General features: G+C 32.5%; 12 protein-coding genes. 7 read left to right on the forward strand and 5 right to left on the reverse strand.

From position 1 onward, the window contains the following. Positions 1-148: 148 nt before the first annotated feature. A complete protein-coding gene (locus J4T76_RS02205) occupies positions 149-1,036 on the reverse strand; it encodes a LysR family transcriptional regulator (RefSeq protein ID WP_267339492.1) in 888 nt (295 codons plus the stop codon). Between the two features lie 102 nt (positions 1,037-1,138). Here J4T76_RS02205 and J4T76_RS02210 point away from each other — a divergent pair, with 102 nt between their 5' ends. Both J4T76_RS02210 and J4T76_RS02215 read left to right on the forward strand, forming a co-directional pair. Further along, on the forward strand, positions 1,139-1,813 hold the full coding sequence (locus J4T76_RS02210) for an NADPH-dependent F420 reductase (protein WP_267339493.1): 675 nt from the start codon (positions 1,139-1,141) through the stop codon (positions 1,811-1,813). Positions 1,814-1,918: 105 nt separating this feature from the next. Further along, complete coding sequence (locus tag J4T76_RS02215; RefSeq protein WP_267345217.1) at positions 1,919-2,707, forward strand: SDR family NAD(P)-dependent oxidoreductase; 789 nt, start codon at positions 1,919-1,921, stop codon at positions 2,705-2,707. 323 nt (positions 2,708-3,030) lie between these two features. Here the strand turns inward: J4T76_RS02215 and J4T76_RS02220 are convergent, their stop codons facing one another. Continuing rightward, on the reverse strand, positions 3,031-3,318 hold the full coding sequence (locus J4T76_RS02220) for a MerR family transcriptional regulator (RefSeq protein WP_416380328.1): 288 nt from the start codon (positions 3,316-3,318) through the stop codon (positions 3,031-3,033). 164 nt (positions 3,319-3,482) lie between these two features. Here J4T76_RS02220 and J4T76_RS02225 point away from each other — a divergent pair, with 164 nt between their 5' ends. Both J4T76_RS02225 and J4T76_RS02230 read left to right on the forward strand, forming a co-directional pair. After that, the gene (locus J4T76_RS02225) at positions 3,483-4,640 is read left to right on the forward strand and encodes an MFS transporter (protein ID WP_267355735.1); all 1,158 of its coding nucleotides are present in this window, start codon (positions 3,483-3,485) and stop codon (positions 4,638-4,640) included. Positions 4,641-4,745: 105 nt separating this feature from the next. Then, positions 4,746-5,318 (forward strand): hypothetical protein, encoded by a 573-nt coding sequence (locus tag J4T76_RS02230; RefSeq protein ID WP_267355737.1) that lies wholly within the window; start codon positions 4,746-4,748, stop codon positions 5,316-5,318. A gap of 133 nt (positions 5,319-5,451) precedes the next feature. Here the strand turns inward: J4T76_RS02230 and metG are convergent, their stop codons facing one another. Beyond that, the gene (metG, locus tag J4T76_RS02235) at positions 5,452-7,488 is read right to left on the reverse strand and encodes a methionine--tRNA ligase (protein WP_267355739.1); all 2,037 of its coding nucleotides are present in this window, start codon (positions 7,486-7,488) and stop codon (positions 5,452-5,454) included. 256 nt (positions 7,489-7,744) lie between these two features. On the opposite strand from metG, the gene apbC reads away from it, so the two are divergent. Next, the gene (apbC, locus tag J4T76_RS02240; protein ID WP_267339499.1) at positions 7,745-8,812 is read left to right on the forward strand and encodes an iron-sulfur cluster carrier protein ApbC; all 1,068 of its coding nucleotides are present in this window, start codon (positions 7,745-7,747) and stop codon (positions 8,810-8,812) included. A gap of 99 nt (positions 8,813-8,911) precedes the next feature. Here the strand turns inward: apbC and J4T76_RS02245 are convergent, their stop codons facing one another. Both J4T76_RS02245 and J4T76_RS02250 read right to left on the reverse strand, forming a co-directional pair. After that, positions 8,912-9,652, reverse strand: coding sequence for an acid phosphatase (locus J4T76_RS02245; protein ID WP_267339500.1), 741 nt, complete (start codon positions 9,650-9,652; stop codon positions 8,912-8,914). Between the two features lie 308 nt (positions 9,653-9,960). Further along, positions 9,961-10,314 (reverse strand): DMT family protein, encoded by a 354-nt coding sequence (locus J4T76_RS02250; RefSeq protein WP_267339501.1) that lies wholly within the window; start codon positions 10,312-10,314, stop codon positions 9,961-9,963. 227 nt (positions 10,315-10,541) lie between these two features. Here J4T76_RS02250 and tpx point away from each other — a divergent pair, with 227 nt between their 5' ends. Next, a complete protein-coding gene (gene tpx / locus J4T76_RS02255) occupies positions 10,542-11,051 on the forward strand; it encodes a thiol peroxidase (RefSeq protein WP_267339502.1) in 510 nt (169 codons plus the stop codon). Positions 11,052-11,199: 148 nt separating this feature from the next. Next, positions 11,200-12,363: a sugar transporter gene (locus J4T76_RS02260; RefSeq protein ID WP_267339503.1), complete on the forward strand. Its 1,164-nt coding sequence runs from the start codon at positions 11,200-11,202 to the stop codon at positions 12,361-12,363. Positions 12,364-12,395: the final 32 nt, after the last annotated feature.

Genomic DNA, 12,395 nt, shown 5'->3' on the forward strand with positions numbered 1-12,395 from the left:
AAGTATTATTAATGATTCTATAACTATTCACATAAAAAGGCGGTTATCATCGCCTTTTTTGTTATGATCAACTTCACTAAGTATCTAAATAAATCAAATTTGAATTTATTTACAAAATAACTTAATACAAAAAAATCCTTTCCATTTATCATGCTGAATTCAGCATAAACTCAATAAACATCTTAAGGTTAGGAAGCTGTTGTTTATCGGCCTTATAAAGCATATGAACTTCTCTTGCTGGTGGTAAAAAATCTTGTAATATTGGCAATAATTTATTCTGACAAATAAGCTCACTGAGCATTGATTTAGGTAACATGGTTATACCCAACCCTTCGACAGCAGCATTTGCTAAAGCTAAAGTATCATTACTTTTTAAGGATCCTGATATAGGAATATTGACTACTTTTCCATTAATACTAAAAGGCCAAAGATGATCTTTCTTAGTTGGATTAACATATTGATAAATCAAGCACTGATGTTTTTTTATATCATTAGGTATTGTGGGCACACCATGTTTAGCGAGATAACTTGGCGAAGCTGCAAAAATAAGTTGATAAGAATTGAGTTTACGCGCAATAAAACTTGAATTAGCTAACTCGCCAATACGAAAAACAACATCAAAATCGTCTTTAACTAAATTAACATAGCGATCACTTAATTGAATATCAACATTTACTTTAGGATAGCATTTCATAAATCGACTAAGAACAGAAATTAAATTAAAATGCCCGTAACTCACCGGTGCACTAATTCTAAGCTGTCCTTTAGGCTCTTCAATAAATTGTTGTGCTAATATTTTTGAGCTTTTCACTTCATCAAGAATGAATAAACACTTTTCATAATATTGTTTACCAAATGCTGTTAAACTTTGCGATCGTGTCGTCCGATTCAGTAACTTTAAACCTAAATAATCTTCTAGAAATACCACATATTTGGCAATCATTTGTGGTGAAGTATTTAGTGAAATGGCTGAAGCTGCAAATGAACCCGTTTTCACGGTCAATGCGAAAGCTTCCATACTTCTTAAAAGATCCATATTACCAACCCTCAGTTGTTAATAAACCAATTTTCAAATCATTTATTATCTTTTATTTTAAGAGCATAATACAACAAAGTCATTAATCATCAAGGAATTACTGTGTTGAAAAAAATTGGAATAATTGGAGCGGGATTTATTGGTCAGGCTTGTACTAAGTTATTTATTCAAGCTGGATATCAAGTCATGATATGCAATTCGCGCGATAAAATAACATTATTTAGCGTAGCAAGCAGTTTGGGATGTAAAGTGGGTAGCCTACAAGAAACCGTTGATTTCGGTGATATTATTTTAGTAGCAATCCCTTTTATCAATTATCAACAGTTACCAACAGATCTTCTCAGTAATAAAATTGTTCTTGATGCTATGAATTATTACCCTGATCGTGATGGACGTATTCAAGTATTAGATACTTTCCAAACGACCACAAGTGAATTAGTCGCCAAACATCTTTATAAATCTAAAATAGTCAAAGTATTCAATGCTATTCTTCAACAGGATATTTTAAAAGATGCCAAACCCAATGATAAAACAAATCGAAGAGCACTTCCCATTGCAGGGAATGATAATTTGGCAAAACAAACTATATTTAAGTTAATTGATCAAGTCGGATTTGACTATATTGATGTAGGAAAATTATCTGAAAGTTGGCGATTTGAGCGTGCTAAACCTGCTTATTGCGTTCCACTAAACCTTGAGCAATTAAAGCTAGCGTTATCTATGGCTGACAGAAAAACTGAACTATCTCATAACTCATGGAAATCTTATATTAAATAGAAAATTTTATCATCTTTAATACTTTAATAATGAAAGATGATAATAATTAGTTAATTTAATCATTCATTAAAATTTAAATAACAACTTCAAAAGTGGATATAAAAAATGGTCAAAGCAGATTTAAGATATACTGTCATTACAGGAGCGAGCTCAGGAATAGGTTATGCAACGGCTATTGCATTTGCAAAACGAAATAAACCACTAATTATTATTGCCAGACGGCAAGAGCAGTTAATCTTACTCAAACAAATAATCGCTGATATTAATCCTGAATTAGACGTCATTATAAAAAAATGTGATTTATCTTTATCAAAAAATGTTCATTCACTTTTTACAGATCTAGAGCAATATTTTATTGAAACTTGGATCAATAATGCTGGTTTTGGTCATTATGGTAGTATTGGCGAACAAGATTTAAACAAAATAGAGTCAATGTTACATTTAAATATTGAAGCATTAACAATCTTATCAACGCTCTATGTGCGTAAATATCATGATCAAGCTGGTACACAACTTATCAATATTTCATCAAGGGGTGGATATACTATCGTTCCAAACGCAGTAACTTATTGTGCAACTAAGTTTTATGTCAATGCCTTTACTGAAGGATTAGCACAAGAATTAATAAAGGCTAAAACACAGTTACGTGCAAAAGTTCTAGCTCCGGCAGCAACTCAAACCGAATTTGGTCAAAAAGCTAATAATGTTGATCAATATGATTATGATAAAAGTTTTGCAAAATATCATTCTGCTGATCAAATGGCGCAATTTTTATTAGAACTGTATGATAGCGATAAAATCATTGGAGAGATCAGTACAAAAGATTTCACATTTTCGTTAAAAGATTGCATATTTCCTTATTCAGGAAATCCTTCAGAAAACCAAAAAAATTAAATTATTTTATTTATTAATAAGAAAATAGAATTTAAATTTTATGCACAAAGAATAATATTTTCATCTCAAATGAAATATTCACGGGTTTAGGGGAATAACAGCATCGATATCCCCTTGCCATTAGTTGATAGTACCAAACTAAATTTAAAATAATGGTAACAGGATTTATCGTTATATATAACTATTATTAGCTATAACCAACAATAACAACTAAAATCTATAATAAATTTCATATTGAAACATATATTTAAGTAAAATTATAAAAAAGTACTGACTTGTACTTAGACTAAGATCTATGATAACCAAATGTCGATATGTAAAAATCACATTTGGATTAGATTCATCAATGATTCTATTTTAGCAATCCTATCTTCTACTTTTTTAGCTGCACCGTCTAACGAATAACCATCATCCATTAATTCTTGAATAAGAATAATTTTTTTAATATTAGCTAAATCAAACTGGCGAGATTTAGATTGAGGATCAACCGTGTTAATAATACCCTTTTCTTCCCAATAACGTAATTTTCTTACAGGGACTTTTGTCATCTCGGAAACTTCACCAATACCTACAATAACCTTTGATAAAAAGTCATCATATGAATGCTTCAAAGTACCATCTTTCATTACAATTCATCTATTAAATAAAAATTATTAAAACATTTTATAACTCGACATATCGATTAGCAACAAATTATATTTTACTTAAACACTAAATGAATATAGAATACAATAATTGTACTTTAACTACAATAATTGAACATTTGGAGCGCTAGATGAAATTTAAATTAATGATGGGAACTGTATTCATCCCATTGCTCGCACTTGCAGTTGTTACACAACTTTACTTATTTATGCCAGTTTCTACAAATTTAGTGATATTTGTTAAATATGCAACGCCAAATAATATTGGATTATTAACCACTATATTTGGTATTTTTTATGCTTCTGGATTGATCATTTGGGGAAGTCTATCCGATAAAATAGGAAAAGACTTAACATTAATTATTGGTCTTTTGCTGCTTGCCTGTATTAGTTTTATTGTACCGTTATTAAAAAACTACTATTTATTATTATTTGCTCGCGCTATTCAAGGATTTTGCGCTGCTTCCTTTCCACCAGTGGCATTAGCTTGGGTTTCAATAAATTTATCTGAAAGTTCAAAACCTATAGCGATATCAATAATAAGTTGTACATTTTTACTTGCTGCAACTGTAGGTCAATGGCTTGGTTCTTTTTTAATTTCTAATTCTCTTTATTGTTCAATGTGGTTTTTAGGAAGCGTATATATTTTTGGTGCCACTATTTTTTACATTTACCGTTCAAATATCAAACAAGACAATCAAGTGTTGACAGATATTTCATTACTCACCATTTTTTACAAACTCCCTAACCTATTAACCAATAGAAAACTATTTCCTATATATGTTTGCTCACTATTTGTTTTACTTAGCTTTGTCACACTTTATTTTTTGTTACATCGTAGTCCACTGATGATTTATGTTCCAATACTTAGAAATATTAGTGTTTTTGCCCTGCTTTTTAGTTTAACAGCCAGTTACTTATTTAAAGTAATTGAACCAGTGTTTGTACTAGCCATATCACTTTGTCTAATGGCTGTATCACTATTGATACATATGTTCTTTTTAAATGGTCAATTAAATAATGTGTTTATTTTATATCTCTTTCATTTTAGTTTGATTATTGCTCTTGCGTATGCTGTTCCCTCAATGATTATAGGTGTCGCTTTGCAAGCAGAGCTTAAAGATCGCGGTATTGCAACATCATTATATACCTGCATTTTATTTATTGGTGCAAGTTTAGGATCCTACTTACCAACTTTGATTAATCCGCTTATTTTAATAATAGCGCTTGCTATTTTACTTTTAATTTGCTCATTACAACTTATCTTTAATTTACAACTTAATCGTTAAAGGCATTAATTCATCATGACATTTTTTATCAAATTCATATTTATATTCAGCAGTTTTTACTCGACCTGCTATGCTCATGAATTGAGCCACAAAAAGGAAAATACCATGACCTCAACACAATCAAAAAAATTAAGTACGCTACTCACACCAAATTTATCTAAGTTATTACTTAATGAGGAACTTGATTTCAATTTAGTTTTAACACACAAAGGAATGCATAATGAACAATCTATTAATTTATATCGTTTTGAACCACAAACAACCATGCAACTCGATAGCCAGCACATCTCTTTTTTATTGAATGATACTGGTAAATTACAAGGTTTTGTCAGATTATTACCTCAATATCAATCAACCGAACAACGGGTTGCAAAAGATACAGCTTTGGCAATCACGCAAAAATTTCTTGAAGTTTATTCCCCTGATTTATTAGAAAACTATGAAAATAAATGGATTGATGTACATGATGAAAATATTATAATTAATGGAAAGAAAATTACATTAACTGGCATGAAAGTTAAATGCCGTGATTTGAATACAGGACTTTATTTTTGGACAATTATCGCACCAGATGAGACAGTAATGGTATTTGAAAGAGATATCAAATGGGATTTTATTCGAGCGGGTCGACAAACGCAAAAATGGTTACATGATAGTTGGTTAAGTAAACATTTATAATAAAAAAAGAAACTTAAATCAATATTACTTTAATAAATCAATTCATTTTTTATACTTAAACGTATATATAACCTCAAACATCTTAACAAGAATATTGACTTGTTAAGATGTTATTTAAAAATACAGATATGAATTATGAAATTCGCATACCTGGTTTTGCTCCACTATCCGGTGATAATAGATAAACACCGTCACTATCGTCTTTACTACTTGCACAAAGCACCATACCTTCTGATACACCAAAACGCATTTTACGAGGGGCTAAGTTAGCAATCATAATTGTCAAACGACCAATTAAAACTTGAGGATCAGGATAAAATTGTTTTATTCCCGAAAATACATTACGCGTTTCATCACCAATATCAAGTGTTAATTGTAATAATTTATCTGAACCTTCCACAAAAGTAGCATTCTTGATTAAAGCAACGCGCATATCAACTTTAGCAAAATCATCAAATTTAATGGTATCAGCAATTGGTTCAGCTACTTTTTCTTTAGCAGATGCAGTAGATGCAGTAGATGTCGTTAATTCTTTAGTTTCTTCAATCATTGCAGTAATTTTTTCCATATCAATACGGTTAAATAACGCTTTAAAGCGATGAATAGTATGTCCAATTAAAGGTTTATCAATACTGTACCATTCTAATTGACTATTTAAAAACTCTTCAGTACGTTGCGCTAACGATGGTACAACGGGTTTTAAGTAAGTCATTAGAATGCGAAATAGAAAAATACCCATTGAACAAATATCTTGTAAAACTTGATCTTGTCCTTCTTGTTTAGCCACAACCCATGGTGCTTTTTCGTCAATATAGCGATTGGCTTCATCAGCTAATGCCATAATTTCGCGAATAGCTTTACTTGATTCACGATGTTCAAAGTAATTGGCAATGACGTTAGCTTTTTCAACAAATTGTGCATATAGCTCTGGTTCTGCAACTTTATCAGATAATTTGCCATCAAAACGTTTACTAATAAATCCAGCCGAACGTGATGCGATATTCACAACTTTATTAACTAAATCACTATTAACACGTTGCACAAAATCTTCTAAATTTAAATCAATATCATCAATATGTGGTGATAATTTTGCCGCATAATAGTAGCGCAAACAATCTGGATCTAAATGTTTTAAGTAAGTATTTGCTTGAATAAAAGTCCCGCGCGATTTTGACATCTTCGCGCCATCAACGGTAACATAGCCGTGCACAAAAATATTGGATGGTTTACGATATTCGCTACCATCAAGCATAGCTGGCCAAAATAAACTGTGGAAATACACAATATCTTTACCAATAAAGTGATAAAGTTCAGTACTAGAATCTTTATTCCAAAACTCATCAAAGATGGGTTTATTATTTTTATTACAATAATTCAAGAAAGATCCCATATAACCAATTGGAGCATCTAACCAAACATAGAAATATTTACCTGGTGCATCAGGAATTTCAAAACCGAAATAAGGGGCATCACGGCTAATATCCCATGGTTGTAAACCTGCTTCAAACCACTCTTGCATTTTATTAGCAACCTGTTCTTGCATTGTACCAGAACGAATCCAAGCTTGTAACATGCCTGAAAAAGCGGGCAAATCAAAAAAGAAATGCTCCGATTCTTTCAAAATCGGCGTTGCACCTGAAACGACAGATTTTGGATCAATCAAATCGGTAGGATTATAAGTAGCACTACATACTTCACAATTGTCACCATATTGGTCTGGTGCTTTACAATGAGGGCATGTACCTTTAACAAAACGATCAGGTAAAAACATGTGTTTTTCTGGATCGAATAATTGTGATATGACTTTAGTTTTAATATAACCGTTAGCTTTTAATCGTTTATATATTTGTTCTGATATTTCGCGATTTTCAGGGCTATGAGTTGAATGGTAATTATCATAACTAATGTTAAATCCAGCAAAATCGCGTTGATGTTCAGTTTTAACTTCTTCAATCATCTGCTCTGGAGTAATACCTAATTGCTGAGCTTTAAGCATAATTGGTGTACCGTGCGCATCGTCGGCACAAATAAAATAAATTTCGTTACCGCGCATACGTTGAAAACGTACCCAAACATCCGCTTGAATATGTTCAAGCATATGACCTAAATGAATTGAACCGTTTGCATAAGGAAGTGCACAAGTCACCAATATTTTGCGTTGCGTTGTCATGTGAATTAATTACCTTTTATTACATAATGGCAGAAATAGTACATCAAACGTGTGATTATCGCCAGATTTATGCCATAATTTGATAAAATTTGTTTATATACTCAATGGTATTGTATAGTGTAAAAGTCATAAATGTTAGATTTATTATGTGTGTAAGATATGTTTCACATTTAATAAATAATGATGTGACTTGAAATATTCTAAAGCCAAAACAATATGAGTATAAGTGAATGCATAACAATTAAGGCTAAAAATCATGGAAGCAAGAAAAATTCTGGAAAATTTTACTCATCCTACCTTACAAAAAAATTTGATTGAACTTGGCGCAGTTAAAACTTGTGAAATAGAAGATCAAATTCTAGTCATTAAGTTAGTTATGCCTTTTGCATGGCAAGTAGCTTTTGATGAACTTAAATCAGCAGTCACACCACAGTTACTTAAACTTACTAATGTTAAAGATGTTAAATGGCAGATTGAATACAATATCGCCACACTTAAACGCGCCAATAACCAACATGCAATACACAATATAAAAAACATTATTGCTATTAGTTCTGGTAAAGGTGGCGTTGGTAAATCATCCACTGCCGTTAATATTGCACTAGCACTACAAAAGCAAGGCGCTACGGTGGGTATTTTAGATGCAGATATTTATGGTCCTTCCATTCCCACCATGTTAGGTACAGAAAAGAAACAACCCTTAACACCAGATAATAAACATATGTCACCCATAATGGCATATGGGCTGGCGAGTAATTCAATTGGTTATCTAGTGGATTCTGATGGTGCAATGGTATGGCGTGGACCTATGGCCAGTAAAGCATTATTGCAAATATTACAAGACACACTATGGCCTGAACTTGATTATTTGATCATTGATATGCCGCCAGGAACAGGGGATATTCAGTTAACGCTTGCACAAAGTATTCCAGTCACTGCAGCGGTCATTGTAACAACTCCGCAAGATATCGCACTGATTGATGCCAAAAAAGGGATTACCATGTTTACTAAAGTTAGCATTCCCACTTTAGGCATTATTGAAAATATGAGTTACCATATTTGTGAAAATTGTGGTCAACATGAAGCCATCTTTGGCGAAGGAGGCGCAAAGCGTCTAGCTGAACAATATCATACAGCATTACTTGGACAGATCCCTTTACACAAAACTCTACGTCAAGATCTTGATACAGGTAAACCCACTGTCATTAATCATCAAGAGAGTGAATTTACCCAAATTTATTGTCAAATCGCAGGTCGTATTGCGAGTGAACTTTATTGGCAAGGTCAAGCCATCTTACCAGATATATCTTTTAAAGCACTTTAATATACAAAAAATATATTGGCTTTTAACGACTAAAAGCCAATATCAAGATAGATTAAAAGAATGCAGTAAAATAAAAACCCTCTTTAGAGTTGATACTCACTATTTCAAATGGCTAAATTCCTCTTTAGCTTTAGCTAGCTGTTTATTAAACTCCCCATTGGTATGTAGCTGTGCAACAACAGCAGCTGCCATCACTTTAGCTGCATCAATATCACTTTGCCAATGATAACCACAAATGACTCGACTTTCCCCAATTTCATAACCACGTTTTAAAATCTCGTTTTGGCGTAGTGGGTTTATTTCTGCAAGCACTAACGAAATAGCAAACCCCAAAGTAGTATGCCCTGAAGGATAAGAACCATTGGTAGATAATGTTTTCTCATCTTCAGGACGACATGTTGGTTCATTGAAAAAAGCAAATGGACGAACTCGATTATAATAAACTTTTGCTGACCGAGTAGCAAGATCCCCTGCATCTTCTTTCATTGTCGTGATAAGCTTGTAAATTTCTGGTGTTGAAGTACTTGAAATCTCATAACCAAAAGAGGGGGAAAATCGTTTAGTAACATTATTTTTCGTCGCATCAGCATCTAAATATGCCTGATGCCCTCGTTCAGTATTACGAACAGACTTCCCCCAGTCATATTGGGCTTTATCCCTAAGAAATTCAATACTATTGTAAGATGGTGGTTGAGGCAAAAGTAGCAAACTATCTGGAGCCTGATCAACTTTAAGGTAATAATCTTCCGGATCGGTTGTTACATCCTTTGCTTCAATGGCGAACACATTTGTACATAACAAAGAACAAATGATAATACTCTTTACAAAAACTTTTTGCATACTTATCTCCTCAATAAAAAAATAATATTTGAAATTTAATCATTTATTTAATAATATAAATTTACTTATTCATTTTTTAAAGTGATATAAAGCATTTATATTAGATCGATAAATCGCTGCTTAATAAGACTGGCTTTTGTATAAATTGGAACTTACATTAATAAATCATGATATTTGATGATGTGACAACAGTCACATTTCAATATCTAACGATCAGTCCTACTGAATTTAAAAATTTTATAAGGAGTATCGCTTTGGATTAACCAATTGATAAACGAATATGTCCATCAATTGATTTTTAATTTATATTACACAAAGATTTTGTCGCGAAACATAAAAAACACAGCACCGAGCAAACATAAACCAGCCCATATAAAATCAGTTTTAAAAGGCTCTTTTAGGATATAGATTGAAAATGGAATAAAGACAGATAAGCTAATAACTTCTTGAATAATTTTTAACTGCCCAGTAGTTGCTATTTGAAAACCAATACGATTAGCTGGAACTTGCAATAAATATTCAAAAAGCGCAATTCCCCAGCTAATAAACACCGCTATAATCCAAGTTTGATTATGCAAAAAGCGTAGGTGTCCATACCAAGCAAAAGTCATAAAAATATTACTTAAAATGAGTAAACTGACCGTGATAATAAGTGGGTTCATAATAATCACTAGTATATTAAAATAAGGGAATAATATTATATACCTTTGCATAAAAAATATGCAAAATGACAAGGTTGATTTTTGTTTTATTACATAACAATTAACAAATTTAATAATAAAATCAATTGTGTATTTCAATGCATAATAAATTATTGATACTAATTGCTGCTAATTTTAGAGTTAATGAAAAATATCATTCCCATCAACTCGACACAAAGGAAACCATTATGCAAAGAAGAGTAAATCAAGTTACTATGAAAGGTCATCCGATTACATTGCTCGGACCAGAAATCAAAGTTGGTGATCAAGCGCCCGATTTTGTTGTCGAAAATATAGAAATGCAGCCAGTTAAATTATCGGATTTCAAAGGTAAAGTCAGAATTATTAACTCCGTACCATCCATTGATACTTCAGTATGTAGCGCTCAGGTGCACCGTTTTAATGTTGAAGCGACAAAATTAAAAGATACCACTATATTTTCAGTCAGTGTCGATTTACCTTTTGCATTAAATCGTTATTGTGCAGCAGACGGAATTGACTCAGTTAACATCACATCGGATCACAAAACTCTCGATTTTGGATTAAAATATGGAGTCGTAATTGAAGAAAAGCGTTTATTGGCGCGTGCGGTATTTGTTGTTGATAAAAATGATAAAATTGCTTATGTTGAATATGTAAAAGAAACCTCAAATGAACCTGATTACGATAAAATATTGAACGTAGTTAAAACACTGTGATAAAAATAAGAACCATAATGATGTTTATGCCACCTTATTTCATTAGGTGGCGTTTGAAATTAAGATTTATCTTTCCTATATATGTAACAATGGTTAAGATTCAGTTATAATTACCAATAATCAATTTATCCCATCTTTAAGTAAAATCATGAATAATGCTAAAAAGCGCTCTCGGATCTGGTCGTCGATTCTTTGTTTAGCTTTTGCTGGATTTATTTTCAATACTACCGAATTTGTACCGGTAGGTTTACTGCCTAATATTGCGGAAAGTTTTTCAATGGATGTAGCTCATGCTGGGTTATTATTAACTATATATGCTTGGGCTGTATCATTACTGTCGTTACCATTGACAGTATTAACATCCAAAATGGAGCGTCGCAAACTCCTTATTTTTCTGTTTTGTTTATTTATTGGAAGCCATATATTAGCTGGCTTTGCATGGAATTTCTATAGTTTAATGACAGCGCGCATTGGTATCGCTTGTGCACATGCAGTATTTTGGGCTATTACCACACCTTTAGCTGTTCGATTGGCACCAAATGGCAAAAAAGCCAAAGCGATGAGCTTTATTGTAATAGGCACATCAATGGCAACCGTGCTCGGTATTCCGATAGGTACCAAAATAGGAGAATTAGTCGGTTGGCGTATCACGTTTTTATGTATCGGTGGCATTGCCTTTGGAATTTTAGTTTTATTGCTTTACTTGCTCCCCAAAGTACCAAGTATTAATACCATTTCACTCAAAGATTTGCCAAAGGTGTTAAAACGTCCAGCTTTACTCAATATTTACTTGTTAACGGCTATTATTATCACTGGACATTTTACTGCCTATACTTATATTACTCCATTTATGATGAAGGTAGGTGGATTCAGTCAAGAAATTGTTGTCCATCTATTATTAATTATTGGATTTTCAGGCATGATTGGCAGTGTTATTTTTACTCGATATGCAAGTAAATACCCAACAGCAATATTAGTTGGACCCATGATATTATTAATGGCATGCTTATTATCACTCTACTTCTGCACATTTAGCCTTTACACCGCGATGGTGCAAGGCGTGATATGGGGATTATCAATCACCATTATTGGTATGGTAATGCAAAGTAAAGTAATCGATATCGCGCCAGATGCCACCGATATAGCTACGTCTGTTTATTCTGGGATTTATAATATTGGAATCGGAGGAGGAGCCTTTGTTGGCAGCCAAGTATTAGTAAAACTGTCTACCCATTACATTGGGTTGGTTGGTGCTATTTTTGTTATTTTAGCGTTACTACTTTTTTTCTTGTTATCCAAAAAAACCTGGTAAAAGCAAATAAGCACTGGTTATACCAGCGCTTA

This window comes from Gilliamella sp. B3022 (assembly GCF_028751545.1).
Classification (GTDB): Bacteria; Pseudomonadota; Gammaproteobacteria; order Enterobacterales; family Orbaceae; genus Gilliamella.

Excerpts from the sequence above, each read along its gene's own strand:
- apbC (WP_267339499.1), top strand. The coding sequence starts at position 7,745 with ATGGAAGCAAGAAAAATTCTGGAAAATTTTACTCATCCTACCTTACAA.
- J4T76_RS02245 (WP_267339500.1), bottom strand. The coding sequence starts at position 9,652 with ATGCAAAAAGTTTTTGTAAAGAGTATTATCATTTGTTCTTTGTTATGT.
- J4T76_RS02260 (WP_267339503.1), top strand. The coding sequence starts at position 11,200 with ATGAATAATGCTAAAAAGCGCTCTCGGATCTGGTCGTCGATTCTTTGT.
- J4T76_RS02225 (WP_267355735.1), top strand. The coding sequence starts at position 3,483 with ATGAAATTTAAATTAATGATGGGAACTGTATTCATCCCATTGCTCGCA.
- J4T76_RS02250 (WP_267339501.1), bottom strand. The coding sequence starts at position 10,314 with ATGAACCCACTTATTATCACGGTCAGTTTACTCATTTTAAGTAATATT.
- tpx (WP_267339502.1), top strand. The coding sequence starts at position 10,542 with ATGCAAAGAAGAGTAAATCAAGTTACTATGAAAGGTCATCCGATTACA.
- J4T76_RS02230 (WP_267355737.1), top strand. The coding sequence starts at position 4,746 with ATGACCTCAACACAATCAAAAAAATTAAGTACGCTACTCACACCAAAT.
- metG (WP_267355739.1), bottom strand. The coding sequence starts at position 7,488 with ATGACAACGCAACGCAAAATATTGGTGACTTGTGCACTTCCTTATGCA.
- J4T76_RS02205 (WP_267339492.1), bottom strand. The coding sequence starts at position 1,036 with ATGGATCTTTTAAGAAGTATGGAAGCTTTCGCATTGACCGTGAAAACG.
- J4T76_RS02215 (WP_267345217.1), top strand. The coding sequence starts at position 1,919 with ATGGTCAAAGCAGATTTAAGATATACTGTCATTACAGGAGCGAGCTCA.